Origin of the sequence: Pseudomonas sp. CFBP2511 (genome assembly GCF_030209255.1) — a bacterium.
In the GTDB taxonomy this organism is placed as follows: domain Bacteria; phylum Pseudomonadota; class Gammaproteobacteria; order Pseudomonadales; family Pseudomonadaceae; genus Aquipseudomonas; species Aquipseudomonas avellanae.
Genome location: NZ_JARVSI010000042.1, coordinates 47,212 through 64,234 on the forward strand (window position 1 = coordinate 47,212; position 17,023 = coordinate 64,234).

The 17,023-nt window shown below is 60.6% G+C and carries 16 protein-coding genes; 7 read left to right on the forward strand and 9 right to left on the reverse strand.

All coding sequences use genetic code 11. The features are described 5' to 3' along the window. Nucleotides 1-33: 33 nt before the first annotated feature. Nucleotides 34-1,110, reverse strand: a complete 1,077-nt coding sequence (gene mtnA, locus QRN38_RS27435) for an S-methyl-5-thioribose-1-phosphate isomerase (protein ID WP_005616458.1) — start codon at nucleotides 1,108-1,110, stop codon at nucleotides 34-36. Between the two features lie 119 nt (nucleotides 1,111-1,229). Between mtnA and QRN38_RS27440 the strand changes: the two genes are divergently transcribed. The 5 genes from QRN38_RS27440 to QRN38_RS27460 all read left to right on the forward strand — a co-directional run bounded on the left by QRN38_RS27440 (nucleotide 1,230) and on the right by QRN38_RS27460 (nucleotide 5,962). After that, nucleotides 1,230-2,561 (forward strand): TRZ/ATZ family hydrolase, encoded by a 1,332-nt coding sequence (locus QRN38_RS27440; RefSeq protein WP_005766740.1) that lies wholly within the window; start codon nucleotides 1,230-1,232, stop codon nucleotides 2,559-2,561. A gap of 85 nt (nucleotides 2,562-2,646) precedes the next feature. Then, nucleotides 2,647-3,345 (forward strand): bifunctional 2-polyprenyl-6-hydroxyphenol methylase/3-demethylubiquinol 3-O-methyltransferase UbiG, encoded by a 699-nt coding sequence (ubiG, locus tag QRN38_RS27445; RefSeq protein WP_005766737.1) that lies wholly within the window; start codon nucleotides 2,647-2,649, stop codon nucleotides 3,343-3,345. Between the two features lie 3 nt (nucleotides 3,346-3,348). Next, nucleotides 3,349-4,020 carry an N-acetylmuramic acid 6-phosphate phosphatase MupP gene (mupP, locus tag QRN38_RS27450; protein WP_005738971.1) on the forward strand — a complete coding sequence of 224 codons (672 nt, stop codon included), beginning with the start codon at nucleotides 3,349-3,351 and terminating at the stop codon, nucleotides 4,018-4,020. A gap of 27 nt (nucleotides 4,021-4,047) precedes the next feature. Further along, entirely contained in the window at nucleotides 4,048-4,788 is a 741-nt protein-coding gene (locus tag QRN38_RS27455; RefSeq protein WP_057419281.1) for a YciK family oxidoreductase, read from the forward strand. A 247-nt stretch (nucleotides 4,789-5,035) separates the two neighbouring features. Beyond that, on the forward strand, nucleotides 5,036-5,962 hold the full coding sequence (locus QRN38_RS27460) for a GGDEF domain-containing protein (RefSeq protein ID WP_005766730.1): 927 nt from the start codon (nucleotides 5,036-5,038) through the stop codon (nucleotides 5,960-5,962). 30 nt (nucleotides 5,963-5,992) lie between these two features. On the opposite strand, the gene QRN38_RS27465 is transcribed toward QRN38_RS27460, so the two are convergent. From QRN38_RS27465 to QRN38_RS27495, 7 genes are all read right to left on the reverse strand, one after another. Continuing rightward, a complete protein-coding gene (locus QRN38_RS27465) occupies nucleotides 5,993-6,778 on the reverse strand; it encodes an iron-containing redox enzyme family protein (RefSeq protein ID WP_005766727.1) in 786 nt (261 codons plus the stop codon). Nucleotides 6,779-6,808: 30 nt separating this feature from the next. Next, nucleotides 6,809-9,265 (reverse strand): EAL domain-containing protein, encoded by a 2,457-nt coding sequence (locus tag QRN38_RS27470; protein ID WP_011103691.1) that lies wholly within the window; start codon nucleotides 9,263-9,265, stop codon nucleotides 6,809-6,811. A 123-nt stretch (nucleotides 9,266-9,388) separates the two neighbouring features. Continuing rightward, on the reverse strand, nucleotides 9,389-11,215 hold the full coding sequence (locus QRN38_RS27475) for an ABC transporter ATP-binding protein (RefSeq protein WP_057419282.1): 1,827 nt from the start codon (nucleotides 11,213-11,215) through the stop codon (nucleotides 9,389-9,391). Further along, nucleotides 11,208-11,840: a DsbA family protein gene (locus QRN38_RS27480; RefSeq protein WP_057419283.1), complete on the reverse strand. Its 633-nt coding sequence runs from the start codon at nucleotides 11,838-11,840 to the stop codon at nucleotides 11,208-11,210. Before QRN38_RS27480 ends, QRN38_RS27475 begins: the two co-directional genes overlap by 8 nt. A 3-nt stretch (nucleotides 11,841-11,843) precedes the next feature. After that, nucleotides 11,844-12,797 (reverse strand): oxygen-dependent tRNA uridine(34) hydroxylase TrhO, encoded by a 954-nt coding sequence (gene trhO, locus QRN38_RS27485; protein ID WP_005766720.1) that lies wholly within the window; start codon nucleotides 12,795-12,797, stop codon nucleotides 11,844-11,846. Between the two features lie 170 nt (nucleotides 12,798-12,967). Then, a complete protein-coding gene (locus QRN38_RS27490) occupies nucleotides 12,968-13,261 on the reverse strand; it encodes a BolA family protein (RefSeq protein WP_003378929.1) in 294 nt (97 codons plus the stop codon). Nucleotides 13,262-13,276: 15 nt separating this feature from the next. Continuing rightward, nucleotides 13,277-13,804, reverse strand: a complete 528-nt coding sequence (locus tag QRN38_RS27495; protein ID WP_003314637.1) for a DUF2059 domain-containing protein — start codon at nucleotides 13,802-13,804, stop codon at nucleotides 13,277-13,279. Between the two features lie 169 nt (nucleotides 13,805-13,973). Here QRN38_RS27495 and QRN38_RS27500 point away from each other — a divergent pair, with 169 nt between their 5' ends. Both QRN38_RS27500 and QRN38_RS27505 read left to right on the forward strand, forming a co-directional pair. Continuing rightward, nucleotides 13,974-15,368 (forward strand): class II fumarate hydratase, encoded by a 1,395-nt coding sequence (locus QRN38_RS27500; RefSeq protein WP_005766716.1) that lies wholly within the window; start codon nucleotides 13,974-13,976, stop codon nucleotides 15,366-15,368. Further along, entirely contained in the window at nucleotides 15,361-15,975 is a 615-nt protein-coding gene (locus tag QRN38_RS27505) for an NAD(P)H-dependent oxidoreductase (protein ID WP_057416387.1), read from the forward strand. Before QRN38_RS27500 ends, QRN38_RS27505 begins: the two co-directional genes overlap by 8 nt. 24 nt (nucleotides 15,976-15,999) lie before the next feature. Here the strand turns inward: QRN38_RS27505 and QRN38_RS27510 are convergent, their stop codons facing one another. Next, nucleotides 16,000-16,962 carry a DMT family transporter gene (locus QRN38_RS27510; protein ID WP_005766711.1) on the reverse strand — a complete coding sequence of 321 codons (963 nt, stop codon included), beginning with the start codon at nucleotides 16,960-16,962 and terminating at the stop codon, nucleotides 16,000-16,002. Between the last annotated feature and the right edge of the window lie 61 nt (nucleotides 16,963-17,023).

Sequence of the window (17,023 nt, forward strand, 5' to 3'; positions counted from 1 at the left end):
TTTGGCCAAGCGGCTGCGCGTGCACAGCGTCGGTCAATGAAGGTGTTTGCGGCTCATCAACTGCGCCATGCGGGCGGTGTCGGGACGCTCGACGATGCCTTTTTCAGTCACGATGGCGTCGATCAGGTCTGCCGGCGTCACATCGAACACCGGATTGAAGGCCTCTACATCGGCGCCCACCCGCTGACCGCCGACTTCAAGCAGTTCGCGGCCGTCGCGTTCTTCAATGATGATGTCGTCGCCGCTGGCCATCTCCATGTCGATGGTCGAACTCGGCGCCACCACCATGAAGCGCACGCCGTGGTGCATGGCGGCAACGGCCAGCTGATAGGTGCCGATCTTGTTCGCCACGTCGCCGTTGGCGGTGATGCGGTCGGCACCGACGATGACCCAGGTGATGCCCTTGGTGCGCATCAGGTGGGCGGCGGCCGAGTCTGCGTTGAGGGTCACCGGGATGCCTTCATTGGCCAGCTCCCAGGCGGTGAGCCGCGAGCCTTGCAGCCAGGGCCGGGTTTCATCGGCATACACCCGCTCGATCATGCCTTCCAGGTGCGCAGCGCGAATCACGCCCAGCGCAGTCCCGAAGCCGCCAGTGGCCAGCGCCCCGGTATTGCAGTGAGTGAGCACGGTTTGCAGGTTGCCCTGATGCCTGCGGATCAGGTCGGCACCCAATTGCGCCATGGTCAGGTTGGCTTCGCGGTCGCTCAAGTGGATCGCCACGGCTTCTGCCTCCAGCGCCGCCAGAGGGTTGTCACCATTTTTCACGCGCATCAGACGGTCGCGTATCCGGTTCAGCGCCCAGAACAGGTTGACTGCAGTGGGGCGCGAATCGGCCAGCAGTTGCATGTCTTCTTCCAGCGCCGGGTACCAGTCGCCACCTTCGGCAATACGGGCGCGAGCGCCCAGCACTGCACCATAGGCGGCACTGATGCCAATGGCTGGCGCGCCACGCACGACCATCGTGCGAATCGCCTCGGCGACCCCCGCCGCCGTGGTGTAGCGGTGCCAGACCTCCTCGAACGGCAGTACCCGCTGATCCAGCAGGTACAGAGCGTCGTCCCGCCAATCGATGGCCTTTACTTTCTCTGCAGCCAACAGTCGATCGCGCATCGCCAACTCCATCTTGAACATCCGAAACCCAGCATCAAAAGCCGCTGATTATAGCGAGCCGCCTGCGAAGACGCTCGGGTATACTTCGCCATCAACGTAATAAGCGATGGAACCTTCTCATGCCGAACGCTACAGCACCGCTCGACCTTTTGCTCCTGCCCGCCTGGCTGGTGCCGGTCGAGCCCGCAGGCGTTGTGCTCAAGGACCACGGTATCGGCATTCGCGACGGCTGTATCGTCTACATCGGCCCGCGCGCCGAGGCGTTGCGGCAAAACGCCTCGCAGGTGCAGGAACTGCCCGGCATGCTGCTCAGCCCCGGCCTGATCAACGCCCACGGCCATGCGGCAATGACGCTGTTTCGTGGTCTGGCCGATGACCTGCCGCTGATGAGCTGGCTGCAGGACCACATCTGGCCCGCCGAAAGCCGATGGGTCGATGAAGACTTCGTGCGCGACGGCACCGATCTGGCCATCGCCGAGCAGCTCAAAGGCGGCATCACCTGTTTCTCGGACATGTATTTCTACCCCAAGGTTGCCGCCGAGCGCGTTCACCTCAGCGGCATGCGCGCGCAAATCACTGTGCCGGTGCTGGATTTTCCGATTCCGGGCGCTCATAACACCGATGAAGCGCTGCACAACGGCATCGAACTGTTCAACGACCTGGCCCATCACCCGCGCATCAAGATCGCCTTTGGCCCCCACGCGCCCTACACCGTAGGCGACGAGAACCTGGAAAAGGTCCGGGTCATCGCCGACGAACTGGACGCCATGATCCAGATGCACGTCCACGAGACCGCCTTTGAAGTTGAACAAGCCGTCGAACAGCATCAGGAACGCCCCCTTGCCCGCTTGAATCGTCTGGGCATGCTCGGCCCGCGCTTTCAGGCCGTACACATGACCCAGATCAGCGACGCCGACCTGGCCTTGCTGGTGGAAAGCAACACCAGCATCATTCATTGCCCCGAGTCCAATCTCAAGCTGGCCAGCGGCTTCTGCCCGGTTGAACGACTGTGGCAGGCGGGTGTGAACGTTGCAGTGGGCACCGATGGCGCGGCCAGCAACAATGACCTCGACCTGCTCGGCGAAACCCGCACCGCCGCCCTGCTCGCCAAGGCTGTCGCCGGTTCGGCCACGGCGCTGGATGCTCATCGGGCATTGCGCATGGCCACCCTGAACGGCGCTCGTGCACTGGGCATCCAGGCTGAGGCCGGCTCGCTGGAACTCGGCAAGGCCGCAGACATGGTCGCCTTCGACCTTTCCAGGCTGGCCCAGCAACCGATCTACGATCCGGTATCTCAGCTTATATATGCCACTGGCCGCGATTGCGTGAGCCACGTCTGGGTGGCTGGCAAACAGTTGCTCGACAACGGCCGCCTGACCCGAATGGACGAACACGCACTGCGCGATACCGCCATCGCCTGGGGTCAGCGTATTTCCGGTAAAGCCGAATAATTCGGTGCGGACCGAACACATGCCAGTCTGGCTTATCTATAAGCCAGACTGATGAAAACGAATTTTGAGTTCAAGAGGGACACCCATGAGCAACGTCGACCGCGCAGAAATCGCCAAATTCGAGGCCCTGGCCCATCGCTGGTGGGACCGCGAAAGCGAATTCAAGCCGCTGCATGATATCAACCCGCTGCGCGTCAACTGGATTGACGAGCGCGCCAACCTGGCAGGCAAGAAGGTGCTGGACGTCGGCTGTGGCGGCGGCATCCTCAGCGAAGCAATGGCCCTGCGCGGTGCAACCGTCACCGGTATCGACATGGGCGAGGCACCGTTGGCCGTCGCGCAACTGCACCAGTTGGAGTCAGGCGTCAGCGTCGAATACCGGCAGATCACCGCCGAAGACCTGGCCGAAGAAATGCCCGAGCAGTTCGACGTGGTGACGTGCCTGGAAATGCTCGAGCACGTGCCCGACCCCTCTTCGGTGATTCGCGCCTGCCACCGCATGGTCAAGCCCGGCGGCCAGGTATTTTTCTCGACCATCAACCGCAACCCGAAGGCTTATCTGTTTGCCGTGGTGGGGGCGGAATACATTCTCAACCTGCTGCCACGCGGCACCCACGACTTCAAGAAATTCATCCGCCCGTCCGAACTGGGTGCCTGGAGCCGCGATGCAGGCCTGCAGGTCAAGGACATCATCGGCCTGACCTACAACCCGCTGACCAAGCATTACAAGCTGGCCTCCGACGTTGACGTCAACTACATGATCCAGACCCTGCGGGAGGCATAAGCCATGCGCTTGAGAGCGGTTTTATTCGACATGGATGGCACTTTGCTCGACACCGCGCCGGACTTCATCGCCATTGCTCAGGCAATGCTGGCTGACCGCGGCCTGCCTGCAGTCGCCGACAAACTGATCCGCGACGAGATTTCCGGTGGCGCCAGGGCGATGGTCTCCGCGACCTTTGGCCTGTCGCCGGAAGCGCCGCAATTCGAGGCCCTGCGCCTGGAGTTTCTGGAGCGCTATCAACGTGACTGCGCTGCGCACAGCAAGCTGTTCGACGGCATGGGCGAGTTGCTGGCCGACATTGAAAAGGCCGGATTGATCTGGGGCGTGGTGACCAACAAACCGGTACGCTTCGCCCAGCCGATCATGGAGCAACTCGGCCTGGCCGAACGTTCTGCCGTGCTGATCTGCCCGGACCACGTTACGCACAGCAAGCCGCACCCCGAGCCGATGATTCTGGCCTGCAAGATGCTCGACCTGGACCCGGCCAGCGTTCTGTTTGTGGGTGATGACCTGCGTGACATTGAGTCCGGACGGGATGCAGGCACTAAAACCGCCGCCGTGCGCTACGGCTACATCCACCCCGACGACAACCCGGACCACTGGGGTGCAGACGTGGTAGTCGATCACCCGCTCGAGCTGCGCAAGGTGCTGGATAACGCACTGTGCAGTTGCTGAGTCATACCCCTAAACGCGAGGCGCTTCATGTTTGATTACTCCGCGCACCCGGAACTGCTCAAGGGCCGGGTCATTCTGGTCACCGGCGCGGCTCGCGGCATCGGCGCTGCCGCCGCCAGAGCCTATGCTGCGCATGGCGCGAGTGTCGTGCTGCTGGGCCGAACCGAGGCCAGCCTTGCCGAGGTCAGTGACCAGATAAAGAGCGCAGGTCAGCCGCAACCGCTGATCATTGCACTAAATCTGGAAAACGCCACGGCGCAGCAGTACCGCGAGCTGGCAGCACGGGTCGAGCATGAGTTCGGCCGTCTTGACGGCTTGCTGCACAACGCATCGATTATCGGTCCGCGCACGCCACTGGAGCAATTGCCTGACGAAGACTTCATGCAAGTCATGCACGTTAACGTCAACGCCACTTTCATGCTCACCCGCGCATTGCTGCCACTGCTCAAGCGCTCGGAAGACGCTTCAATAGCCTTCACTTCCAGCAGCGTCGGCCGCAAGGGACGCGCGAACTGGGGCGCGTATGGCGTCTCCAAATTCGCCACCGAAGGGCTGATGCAGACCCTCGCAGATGAGCTTGAGGGCGTTACGACCGTGCGCGCCAACAGCATCAACCCAGGCGCGACACGTACCGGCATGCGAGCGCAGGCCTACCCCGATGAAAACCCGCTGAACAACCCTGCCCCCGAAGACATCATGCCGGTCTACCTGTACCTGATGGGCCCCGACAGCACAGGTATCAACGGTCAGGCGCTGAATGCCCAGTAAGTGAAAACAGGCAGAATCGAACACAGGCAGAACAAGAAAAACGAAGCGCGCTTTCGTGACAGAAAACTGTCATAAAAGCTGTTTTCAAGGCATTTTCAGGTCAATGATTTGCCACAAATGGCTCACTGTCAGAGAGCTGGCGTCAGCTAAACCACTGATTTTAATAAGTCCAGCCAAAAGTGAACCGAATGGCGTGAGGTCCCCTCTAACCGAGCCAAGCCTACATTATGTGCTGAGGAGCGAAGAGATGAATTTTCCTACCCAGACCCATGCAATCGATTTCGATACGGCTGAACTGCAACGCCTCGGTTTTCGAAACCGACCCGATGCTGTGCTCCCGCCCCCGTCACTGCCCGAGCTGGTCTACCAGCTTGGGCGACAACTGCAGACCAGCCTGGAAGCCGAGCGGATATTGACCCTGTTTTTTCAGGGTGTGCAACGCTTCCTGCCATTGAGCGGCCTGGTCTACCGACACATCGAAAGCGACCTGCACCTGCGCCTGGGCGAAATGTCATCCGACAGCGCCAGCTTTCACCTGCGCCACGAGGGCAAGTGCATCGGCGAACTGGAGTTTCAAGGCGCCAAGCCTTTCGATACCCGGCAGCTGAGCGACCTCGAATCCCTGCTGGTCTGCCTGGTCTACCCGCTGCTCAATGCACTGCTGTACCGCATTGCCACGCAGACCGCACTGCGCGACCCGTTGACCAGTACCGGCAACCGCATCGCGATGGATCAGGGCCTGGCTCGTGAAATAGAAATTTCGAGCCGCCACAAGCAACCGCTGTCACTGCTGATGCTGGATATCGATCATTTCAAGAAAGTGAACGATGAATACGGCCATCACACTGGCGATGACGTGCTGAAAACCGTGGCACAAAGCCTGAAAGCGCAGTTGCGCAATATTGATCGGGTGTTCCGTTATGGCGGCGAAGAGTTCGTGGTGATTCTTTCCAACACCGGCGCCACGGCGGCCGAACTGATCGGCGAGCGCCTGCGTCAGGCGGTGCGCAACCTAGAGTTTCGCGAGCTTGACCCGGCACTGACCATGACTGTCAGCCTGGGCTGCTCGACACTGCTGCCGACGGAAACCGCCGACAGCCTGCTGCGCCGGGCAGACAACGCTCTGTACGTCGCCAAGCGCGAAGGCCGCAACCGTCTCGCCATGGCCAGCTAGCCCCCCACTCCCCGCCCTCTCGCCCTGCTCCTACATTTCCAGTGCGGCAACCCGCCCACGTGGAGACTTTACCTTGTCCAGCTGAATGCAGCGTTCAAGGAACAGGTACATGTAGTCGTAGCTTTTGGTAACAGCCTGACGCAACTCGGCCTGCAATTGAAGACTCGGCTTGTTACCCACCAGTGTGCAAATGATCTCGAGCGCCTCCCAAGGGTGCGCGTCATCGTACTGTGCATGCATCTTGAGCCACTTCATGGACTTCTTGCGGGTCTCTTCCGCAAATGCCTCAGCGTACACGCCGGTGGAACAGACCACTGCCGACCACTCGCCGGTCGCCCCCTCAATGGCGTAGTTGGTGGCCGCCATCGCAACGGCCAGGGAGTCGGAAGAGCTGGTCTGCCAGCACCAGTGGCTCAGCGCGTGCAGTTCAGGGGCTACCCGCTGATCGTGGAGATCTTCAAGCGTCACGTCATGGGCCGCACACCAGTTCACCCAGTAGTCGGCATGATTGAGTTCGACACGAATATTGCGCATCAGCCAGCGCCGCGCCATGTCTTCGCCAGGGTGACGACCAAAGCGCGTCTTGGTGAGATTCTTGGCCATGTACACCGCAAATTGCTCGACGACTGGCCATCCGCCGATCAGGTACTGACGCATGATCTGCGGGCTCAGCTTCGCGTCACGCATCTGCTGGTACAACTCGTGCTCGACCACCCGCGCCTTTGCGGGACTGCAATCGTTGATCAACTGCTGCGCCCAGGCCGGGTAACTGCTGGCTTCCATGAGCGGACCGGTTCTCTCGAAAGTGTCGATCACTGTGTATCTCCTTATAAGGGGTTCAACTGATTAACGTAGCGTTCCTGGCGCGCCGAACATCAAGGGGTCAGGCCGTACGGGTTGAATGTACAGGCTCTCACACGTAAACAATTCAGGGCGCGCAATCAGATACCCCTGTGCAAAATCCACGCCCATCTCCTGCAATGCAGACTCTACCTGCGGCGTTTCCACGTACTCTGCGATGGTGCGCTTGCCCATCACATGACCGATATTGTTGATGACTTCGACCATGGCCTTGTTGATCGGATTGTCGAGCATGTCCTTTACAAAACTGCCATCAATTTTCAAAAAGTCCACGGGCAGATGCTTGAGGTAGGCAAACGAGGACATGCCTGAACAGAAGTCATCCAGGGAAAACTGACAGCCCAGCGCCTTCAATTCATTGATGAAACGGATGGCGCTGTCCAGATCTGCAATGGCGCTGGTTTCAGTGATCTCGAAGCAGATCATTTCGGGCGCCACGGCAAAGGTCTTGAACTGCTGTTTCAGGTATTCGAGAAAAGTGTCATCTCCAATACTTGAACCGGACAAATTTATAGCACATAGCGCTTGCGGCACCTGATGCCGGTCATCGCTCTGGCATTGAGCGATGACTTTGAAGACATTCTGCACCACCCAACGGTCCAGCGTGGTCATCAGCCCATAGCGCTCGGCGGCCGGAATGAAGTTGTCCGGAACAACCATGCGCCCGGACTCGTCACGCAGGCGCAGGAGGATTTCAATGTGGCGAACCTCGTTGCCCTGATCCTTGATCGAAGCGATTTCCTGCGCATAAAGGCAGAAACGATTTTCATCCATTGCCATGTGCAAGCGCTGTATCCAGGCCATCTCGCCGAAACGCATCGACAGGGTCAGATCGTCGACGCTGTAGACCTGAACCCGGTTGCGGCCCTTCTCCTTGGCCATGTAGCAGGCCATGTCGGCAGCAGACAGCGACCCTTCCAGCGTGGCGGGCGTGTCGCCAAGGTGCACCAGACCAATGCTGACAGTGGTCATGAATGGCCGGCCTTTCCACATGAAATGCAGGCCCTGGACAATCTCGCGCAACGCCTCGGCAATGTCGTGCGCGGTGCTGGTGGTGCAGTCGACCAGCAACACGCCAAACTCGTCACCGCCCAGCCGGGCCAGCGTATCACTGTCGCGCAAGCCCTGCGGCAAGGCCTGACAGAGCTGGCGCAACAGCTCGTCACCTGCGGCATGGCCACCGGTGTCATTGACCAGCTTGAACTGGTCGAGGTCGAGAAACATCAGGCAGTGACTGCCGGTACTGCTGTCATCGAGCACCTGTTGCAAGCGTCGCTCGAACTCACTGCGATTGACCAGCCCGGTCAATGGATCATGAGCGGCCTGCCATGACAGATCAGCGATGTACTGCCGCTCCTGAGTCATGTCATGCAGCACCAGCACCGCGCCGCTGACCACCCCTTCGGTGTAGATAGGCGTACCGACCAGCGCCACCGAGACCGTGCTGCCATCCAGCCGCTGGATCAGCTTGCTGTCGGCGCTGCCGCCTTTGAGCTTGCCGGTGACAATCTGATCAATGAGCGTCGAACTGTCTTTCTGATCGTTTTCATCCAGCAGGTTGAACAATGCCGCCAGAGGCAGGCCGCTGGCCTGAGTGCTTTTCCAGTGCGTGAGGCCTTCGGCAGCGGGGTTCATGTACACGATAGCGCCCGCCACATCGATGGTGATCACCCCGTCGCCGATAGACTCAAGGGTAATCTGGGCGCGCTCTTTCTCCAGTTGCAAGGCGTCGGCAAACAAGCGCCGCTGGACGATCAGGCGGCGCACGCGCAACAGCGCGAGAAGAATCAGCACGACAGCGGTGAACAGATTGACCGCCATCAGCAGGTTGAGGATAAACCTCGAACCTTCGCCCAGCGCATCGCTGAATGCCTTGGCCGCAGGCGTTACACCTTCGTTGATGACGTTGATCTGCACGCGCCACTGATCGACTTGCGCGGAGCCCACATCGCCGCGGCTGACCCGCTCGTGAATATGCAGTGCAAGCTCGTTGAGCTGCGTAAGGTAGCTGTCGCCCACTGCCCAGTAATGAATGGCTTGTTTCATGAAGCTGAAGTTGTGGAAGTTCAGGTACATCCAGATGATGCCGTTCACATCATCCGGGTGATTGCCGCCCTGAATGATCCCGGCACGGGCGTCTGACAGCGATGGAATAGGTTGGTCAAGCGCCTTGCGCAGGGCCTGGCCACCCTGTGGCACAGCGAAGGCGTTCTGGTACTTGAGGTAGTCACGTTCATCGTGGGTATTGGCGTACAGGCTCAGATAGTGGATAGCGTCTTTCTGACCCTTGGACCAGAGACTCTCACCCGCCACGTAGCTGCGCACCGCAGACATGGTGTAGAGGCTGACGCACCCCAACAACGCCTGAAACAGTGCGACGGCAATAAAAGGCCACACGATGCCCAGCAGACGGGGCTTGGAGAAGGTCCATGGTTGCTTCATGGGTTTCACGTCACCACATGCCTGAATAAACGTCTAGCGCAGAGACTAGGCTAAATTCGTCAATGATGGCAGGTGATTCTCCCGAAATTGAGCCAACCTGTACGCTGATCGAGGCATTACCCATCAGATTTGTTGCAGATGTCCGTACAGCTTGGCGTAAAGACCTCCATCGGCAATCAGCTGCTGATGGTCGCCGTCTTCGACGATTCGCCCGCCGTCGAACACCAGCACCCGGTCCGCCTGCTTAACGGCTGACAGACGATGGGCGATGATCAGCGTTGTGCGGCTGCGCAGAAACCGCGCCAGGGCCTGGTGCAGGTTGAACTCGGTGGCGGCGTCCAGCGCCGAGGTCGCTTCGTCGAGGATGACCACTTTCGGATCGGACAACACCATGCGCGCGATGGCCAGGCGCTGGCGCTGCCCGCCAGACAGGCGCACACCGGAACGCCCCAGCACGCTGTCCAGGCCTTGCGGCAAGTCGCGAATGGCCGATTCCAGTTGCGCAACCTCCAGCGCCCGCCAGCAGGCTTCGTCGCTGCAGTCACGGCCCATGGTCAGGTTGGCGCGCACGGTGTCGTTGAACAGTGCCGGGTGCTGCAGGACAACGGCGACGTTCTCACGCACTGTGTCCAGACCGATATCCTGCTGACTGACGCCACCAAAGCGGATGACTCCGGTACGGGCCGTGTACAGGCCCAGCAGCAACTGCACCAGGGTGCTCTTGCCGCCACCACTGGCACCGACAATGGCGACCTTCTCGCCCGGCGCAATGCTCAGGTTCAGTTGGTCCAGCACCAGATCCTCGCCATAGCCGAAACTCAGGCCGCGCACCTCGACACTGACCGTCTCGCGCCCCTTGAAAGGGTCCGCGCCGCCCGCGTAGTGCGGCTCGTCGGCACGCGCGAGCAGTTCGTTGATGCGCGTCAGAGCCCCGCCCGCCGCGTAATAGGCGTATTGCAGGTTCAGCAGTTGCTCAACCGGCGTCATCATGAACCACAGGTAACTGAAGACCGCGAGCATTTGCCCGATGGACAGGTCCGAGAACAGCACGGTAAGCATTGCCGCCGCGCGAAAGATGTCGATGCCGAACTGGAACAGCAGCCCGCTGGCCCGCCCGGAAGCGTCGCTTTTCCACTGGGAATTGATCGCGTAATCGCGAACTTCCTGCGCTTTTGCGCCCAGACGCCCGAGGAAAAAGCCCTGCCGGTTGCCGGCCCTGACCTCCTGAATCGCATCCAGGGTTTCGCTCAGCGCCTGAGTGAAACGCGAGGTACTGTCGTTTTCCAGTTTCTTGAGGTGTTTGACCCGCTTGCCCAGCTTCACCGTGAGCAGAATCACCAGCGGGTTGAAGAGCATGATCAGCAGAGCCAGCTTCCAGTGCATCCACATCAGGATGCCCGCCGTGCCGGCCAGGGTCAGCGTAGACACCAGCAGGCGACTGAGGGTCTCGCCGACGAACTTGTCCAGCGTGTCCAGGTCGGTCACCAGATGCGTGGTGACTGTGCCGCTGCCCAGGCTTTCGTATTCGCGCAGGGAAATCCGCTTGAGGCGCTCGATCAGACGCAGCCGGATGCGATAGACAATGTCCTTGGCCAGCCCGGCAAACAGCCGCGCCTGCAACACATTGAACACCAGCGCCCCGACCCGCAGCACCAGCGTCAGCAAGAGCATCAGGCCAATGTAACCCACAGCTTTTTGCAAGCTGTCAGGCAGCAGGTGGTTCATGACGTTGAGGGCAGCGTCGCCGCGCCCCAGCAATACTTCGTCGACCAGCAACGGCAACAGCAACGGGATCGGCACGCTGCACAGGGTCGCCAGAACTGCGACGCCATTGGCCAGCCACAGGGCTTTTTTATGGCGCAGCGCAAGACGACGGATCTCGGCCCAGCTCAGCGTATCGCGATGGCCGACTGACGATGGGTGAGCACCTTCGGGCAAATCATCACGCACTGGCGCCACGCTCCAGCCATCGGCCCAGCAGGGGAGCAAGACTGGCAAGTGGTTGATAACCATTGGTCAGCAGCGCCAGTTGCCCATTGCGCTCGGCGAGCAGGGTCGGAAACCCGGCAATGCCCAGATCCTGCGCCCAGGCGAAATCTGCCGCCGTTGCCGCCTGCCGCTCGGGGCTGTCAAATTCATCGGCAAACGCCTGACGTGACAGGCCGGTCTGTTCGGCCAGCTCAGCCAGCAACGACGGGCGCGTCACATCGCGGCCTTCACTGTAAAAAGCCCGCTGGATCAGCCCGACCAGCACCCAGGCGCGATCCGGGTCGAGATGCCGGGCGGCAGTCACCGCCAGACAGGCCGGGGTCGTGTCATAGACAAAGCCTTCCGGCAGCGCGCCTTGAAGACGGAAAGTCTGGCCGGTGGCCTCTTCGACCGCCTGCCAGTGCTCAAGAATGTAACGGCGCTTGGCCGGTTCCAGCGCAGCACTTTCAGCGCGCAGACCGCCCATCACCAGATGCAACGGCACACCCGCCGCCCGAGCCTGTGCGACCAGCGCTTCGGCAACCGGAGCGAAGCCCCAGCACCACGAACACATGGGGTCCATGACATAGATCAGGCGGGAAGACATGGCTCAGGCCTCGGAGGGTAGGCGATAGTTGCGCCCGATAGGGTGGGGCTGATTGCGAGCCTTGGCCAGTTCGATCTGCTTTTGCCGGTCGATGGCGCTGCGGCGGGTTTTCTCGCTCAGCGAGTCCCAGCAATGCGGGCAACTGACGCCTGGCGCGTAATGCTCGCTGGCGCGGTCTTCGGCGCTGATCGGAGTGCGGCAGGCGTGGCACTGATCATAGTCACCTTCGGTCAGGTCATGGCGTACCGTGACCCGGTTGTCAAACACGAAACACTCGCCACGCCACTGACTTTCCTGCTCGGGCACTTCTTCCAGGTATTTGAGAATCCCGCCCTTGAGGTGATAAACCTCCTCGAACCCCTCGCCGAGCATATAGCTCGAGGCTTTTTCGCAGCGAATGCCACCGGTACAGAACATGGCGACCTTCTTGTGCACCGCCGGGTCGAAATGCGCCTTGATGTACTCCGGAAACTCACGGAAAGACGTCGTTTTCGGATCGATGGCGCCCTCGAACGTGCCAATCGACACTTCGTAATCGTTACGGGTATCGATCAGCAGCACTTCAGGGTCGGTGATCAGGTCGTTCCAGTCTTTGGGCTCGACATAAGTGCCCACGCTCTTGTTGGGGTCGACGCCCTCGACACCCAGGGTCACGATCTCTTTCTTGAGCTTGACCTTGGTGCGATAGAACGGCTGCTCGTCGCAGTAGGACTCTTTGTGGTCGATGTCGATCAGGCGCGGATCGCTCTTGAGCCAGGCCATCAGGCCGTCGATGCCTTCGCGGCTGCCGGACACTGTGCCGTTGATGCCTTCGTCGGCAATCAACAGCGTGCCCTTGATGCCGTTATCGACCATGGCCTGCAGCAGTGGCTCACGAAAGGCTACGTAATCGCTGAGGGTCACGAATTTGTATAGCGCCGCTACGACGATCGGCTGATTGATCGACTCTTGAGTCATGTATCTCTCCAGTGGCGACCCTCGCAAAGGGCCTACCGGGCAAAAATGGCGGACAAAAAAAACGCACCGGCCAAGCGGCGCGGTGCGGATTCTAGCAAAAACCGGAGTGCAACAGGCAGGTCGGCAAATCAATTGCCCCGGCAAAGTGCACGATCAGTACAACGCGTGGGTCAGTGACCGCCGGCGCAGGTCGGTGAAGCAGGCGCTGCACCGGTTTTGGCCCACTCGTCAGGCGTGTAGGTGTGCAGCGCCAGTGCATGAAACTCGCCCATCAGCGCACCCAGCGTGGCATAGACCTTCTGGTGGCGCTTGACCGAGTTCAGACCCTGAAACTGATCACTGACCAGCACCGCCTTGTAATGCGTCTGCTGGCCACGGCTGTGCATGTGGCTCTCGTCGAGCACTTGCAGGTGCTGCGGCTGCAGCAGCGCAAGCGCCGACTCGATTCGATTTTGCATGGTCATGGTGGGGCTCGCCTGTCAGGGCTTCTTGGCCGGAGCGGGAGCCGCTGCCTTGGCAGGTTCCAGTTCGGCGGTCATGTCAGCCAGCAGCTTGTTGACGACCGGCACTGCGCTTTCCAGCTTGCTCTGGGTCAGTTGCGCCGATTGCTGAGCCAGCTCAGGCATTTTGGTCATCACTTTCTTGCCCAGCGGGGACTGGTAGAACGCAACCAGATCCTTCAGCTCGCTTTCGGTGAAGTTGGCGGTGTACAGCTTGACCATTTCAGGCTTGAGCTTGTTCCAGCCAATTGCCTGGTCCAGCGCAGTGTTGGCTTTGGCCTGATAGGTTTCGAGCAGCGCTTTTTTCGATGCAGGTGCCTTGGTTTCAGCAAAACGCTGGGCGAACATCTGTTGAACCTGTGCGTAGACCGGAGCGCCCAGGCGGTCGGCGTTGGCAAGCTTCAGGAATGTTTCGGCGCTCGCGTTGTGACTGGCGGTGTCGGCGAAGACCTGGCCGCTGGCACAGACCAGGGCTACCGCGGTACAAATGGCACGAAGACGGGTCATCGAGTTTCCTTATCTAGCAAACGAGGCATTACCCCAGGGCCGACCATTCTGCGCTTATCTGGGCTTTTGGCTCAACCCCCGGTTCACCCAGCGGTTAAAAACCACTGCGCGGGAACCCTGTCGGCATATGGACACCTAACCCTGCAACGTACTTAAAGGAGTAAGACCAGTGAGCCGCACCGAAACCGACAGCATCGGCCCGATCGAAGTCCCTGAAGATGCCTATTGGGGCGCGCAGACCCAACGCTCACTGATCAACTTTGCGATTGGCGACCAGCGTATGCCGCTGGCCGTTCTGCATGCGTTGACCTTGATCAAGAAAGCCGCCGCACGCGTCAACGACCGCAACGGCGACCTGCCGGCCGATATCGCCCGGCTGATCGAACAGGCTGCCGACGAGGTGCTCGACGGTCAGCACGACGCGCAGTTTCCGCTGGTGGTCTGGCAGACCGGCAGTGGCACGCAGAGCAACATGAACGTCAACGAAGTGATCGCCGGCCGCGCCAACGAACTGGCCGGCCAGGGCCGTGGCGGCAAATCGCCGGTCCACCCCAACGATCACGTCAATCGCTCGCAAAGCTCCAACGACTGCTTTCCGACAGCCATGCACATTGCCACTGCGCAAGCGGTCAAAGAACAGCTGCTGCCGGCGATTGCCGAGCTGTCCAGCGGGCTGGCCGAACAGGCCGCGCGTCACATGAAGCTGGTCAAGACCGGGCGCACGCACATGATGGACGCCACGCCGATCACCTTTGGCCAGGAGCTTTCGGGGTTCGTCGCGCAACTGGATTACGCAGAAAAAGCCATTCGCGCCGCCCTGCCCGCCGTCTATGAACTGGCGCAAGGTGGCACCGCAGTCGGCACCGGGCTCAACGCGCCGAAAGGCTTCGCTGAAGCCATCGCGGCAGAACTGGCTGCACTGTCGGGCTTGCCGTTCGTCACCGCGCCGAACAAATTCGCCGCACTGGCGGGCCACGAGCCGCTGGCTGCGCTTTCCGGCGCATTGAAAACGCTGGCCGGCACCCTGATGAAGATCGCCAACGACCTGCGTTTGCTGGGTTCCGGCCCGCGTGCCGGGTTGGCGGAAGTCAGGTTGCCAGCCAACGAGCCCGGCAGCTCGATCATGCCCGGCAAGGTTAACCCGACTCAGTGCGAGGCCCTGTCGATGCTGGCCTGCCAGGTTATGGGCAACGATGTGACCATCGGTTTTGCCGCCAGCCAGGGCCATTTGCAACTGAACGTCTACAAGCCGGTGATCATTCACAACGTATTGCAGTCGATCCGACTGCTGGCCGACGGTTGCAGCAATTTCAATGAACACTGCGTCGCCGGCATGGAGCCAGACGCCGAAAAAATGGCTGAGCACCTTGAACGCGGCCTGATGCTGGTCACCGCGCTCAACCCGCACATCGGCTATGACAAGTCGGCGCACATTGCCAAAAAAGCCTACACCGAAGGCCTGACCCTGCGTGAAGCAGCGCTGGCGCTGGGTTACCTGACCGACGAGGAGTTCGACGCCTGGGTGCGCCCGGACAAGATGCTGGAGGCGGGCAGCAATGGTTGACGCCAAAAGCGGCGCGACACCCCTGGAAGGCAACGGCAAACGCATCCTGATGGTTTACGGTACGCCGAAAGCCATCAGTTTTTGCCACGCGCTGGGCGACGCCTACGCGCAGGCTGCCCGGGGCGAAGGGCACGTGGTGCGGATCATCAAGCTGGGCGAGCTGGACTTCGACCCCATTCTGCACAACGGCTACGATCAGACCCAGACCCTGGAGCCTGACCTGCTCGAGGCGCAGCGCCAGATTCACTGGGCCGAGCATCTGGTGTTCGTCTATCCGGTCTGGTGGGGCGGCTTGCCGGCCCTGCTGACGGGTTTCTTCGACCGGGTGTTGACGCCCGGTTTTGCCTTCAAGGCCCACGGCCGCAAGCAGCACGCCAACGAATTGCTCAGGGGTCGGACGGCAGAACTGCTGGTGGCAATGGACACTCCGCCGCGCTACTTTCGCTGGATCTACGGCGCACCGGCTCACCGACAGATGGTGCGCACCATCTTGAGCTTTTGCGGCATCAAGACCACGCGCCTGACCGAGTTTGCCCCGATACACAGCGCCACCGAGCAACAGCGTCAGGAGTGGATTGTGCAAGCGCAGGCCTTGGGCAAGCGCTGACGGGCGCTTCGCTCAACGCGCCGGTCAGGAAACCTGCGCCAGCCTCGCCTTTCGTGCCCTGAGGCCGGCAACCAGCGAAGGGCCCAGCGCGGTCAGCGCAGACCCTAGCACCACCAGCAATGCGCCGCCGTAACCCAGTACATTCAACTCTTCAGCCTGCACATAGTCGGGCCAGAACCACGCGGCGCTTGCCACCGCAGCCAGCGTGACCAAAGGCGTCAGCGCAAGCGTCGCACTGACCCGCGACGCCTCCCAATGCGCCAGCGCCTCGGCAAAAGCGCCATAGGCCACCAGCGTGTTCAGGCAGCAAGCCAGCAGCAACCAACCTTGTAACGGGCTCAACAGCAACGCCTCGGCAGGATGCGCCCACGGCGTGAGCAACAGCGCACAGAACAGGTAGATCACCATCATGACCTGCAGCGAATTCCACACGGTCAGCAACTGTTTCTGACTCAAGCCATAGAAGGTCCAGATCGTCGAAGCCAGCAGAATGATCAGCACGCCGGTGGTGTAATCACCCAACGAGGTGAACAACTCCACCAGACGCTGATTGAAGAAGAAGCCGAAGCCGATCAGCAGCACCAGCAAACCGACGCCCTGCCCCAGACTGAAACGCTCCTTGAACAGGAAAATACTGCTGACCAGCAGGAAGATCGGGCCCACCTGCACCAGCAATTGCGTGGTGCCAGGGCTCAGCAGGCGCAAGCCGATCAGGTACAGCACGTAGTTGCCGACCAGCCCGAACACCGCCAGCAGCACCAGCACTTTGCCTTTGCGGCCCAGCACTTTGAAGCTGGGCAGGCGCTTGACCGACGCCAGCCAGATGAACAATAGCGCGCCGGAAACAGACAAACGAAACCAGGTCACGGTGACCGGGTCCATGACCTGCAGAACCTGTTTGAGCTTGATGGGCAGAATGCCCCAAAGCAGCGCGGTCAACAGTGACAGGCACAGGCCATAGACCCAGCGACCAGACGAGATGTGCATCGAAAATTCCGAAAAAGGTAAAACACGATCCCCATTCTAGGCGCTGACCTGAAAAGCAACA

Excerpts from the sequence above, each read along its gene's own strand:
- QRN38_RS27460 (WP_005766730.1), top strand. The coding sequence starts at position 5,036 with ATGAATTTTCCTACCCAGACCCATGCAATCGATTTCGATACGGCTGAA.
- mupP (WP_005738971.1), top strand. The coding sequence starts at position 3,349 with ATGCGCTTGAGAGCGGTTTTATTCGACATGGATGGCACTTTGCTCGAC.
- QRN38_RS27480 (WP_057419283.1), bottom strand. The coding sequence starts at position 11,840 with ATGTCTTCCCGCCTGATCTATGTCATGGACCCCATGTGTTCGTGGTGC.
- QRN38_RS27490 (WP_003378929.1), bottom strand. The coding sequence starts at position 13,261 with ATGACCATGCAAAATCGAATCGAGTCGGCGCTTGCGCTGCTGCAGCCG.
- QRN38_RS27505 (WP_057416387.1), top strand. The coding sequence starts at position 15,361 with ATGGTTGACGCCAAAAGCGGCGCGACACCCCTGGAAGGCAACGGCAAA.
- ubiG (WP_005766737.1), top strand. The coding sequence starts at position 2,647 with ATGAGCAACGTCGACCGCGCAGAAATCGCCAAATTCGAGGCCCTGGCC.
- QRN38_RS27510 (WP_005766711.1), bottom strand. The coding sequence starts at position 16,962 with ATGCACATCTCGTCTGGTCGCTGGGTCTATGGCCTGTGCCTGTCACTG.
- QRN38_RS27495 (WP_003314637.1), bottom strand. The coding sequence starts at position 13,804 with ATGACCCGTCTTCGTGCCATTTGTACCGCGGTAGCCCTGGTCTGTGCC.
- mtnA (WP_005616458.1), bottom strand. The coding sequence starts at position 1,110 with ATGCGCGATCGACTGTTGGCTGCAGAGAAAGTAAAGGCCATCGATTGG.
- QRN38_RS27470 (WP_011103691.1), bottom strand. The coding sequence starts at position 9,265 with ATGAAGCAACCATGGACCTTCTCCAAGCCCCGTCTGCTGGGCATCGTG.
- trhO (WP_005766720.1), bottom strand. The coding sequence starts at position 12,797 with ATGACTCAAGAGTCGATCAATCAGCCGATCGTCGTAGCGGCGCTATAC.
- QRN38_RS27440 (WP_005766740.1), top strand. The coding sequence starts at position 1,230 with ATGCCGAACGCTACAGCACCGCTCGACCTTTTGCTCCTGCCCGCCTGG.
- QRN38_RS27455 (WP_057419281.1), top strand. The coding sequence starts at position 4,048 with ATGTTTGATTACTCCGCGCACCCGGAACTGCTCAAGGGCCGGGTCATT.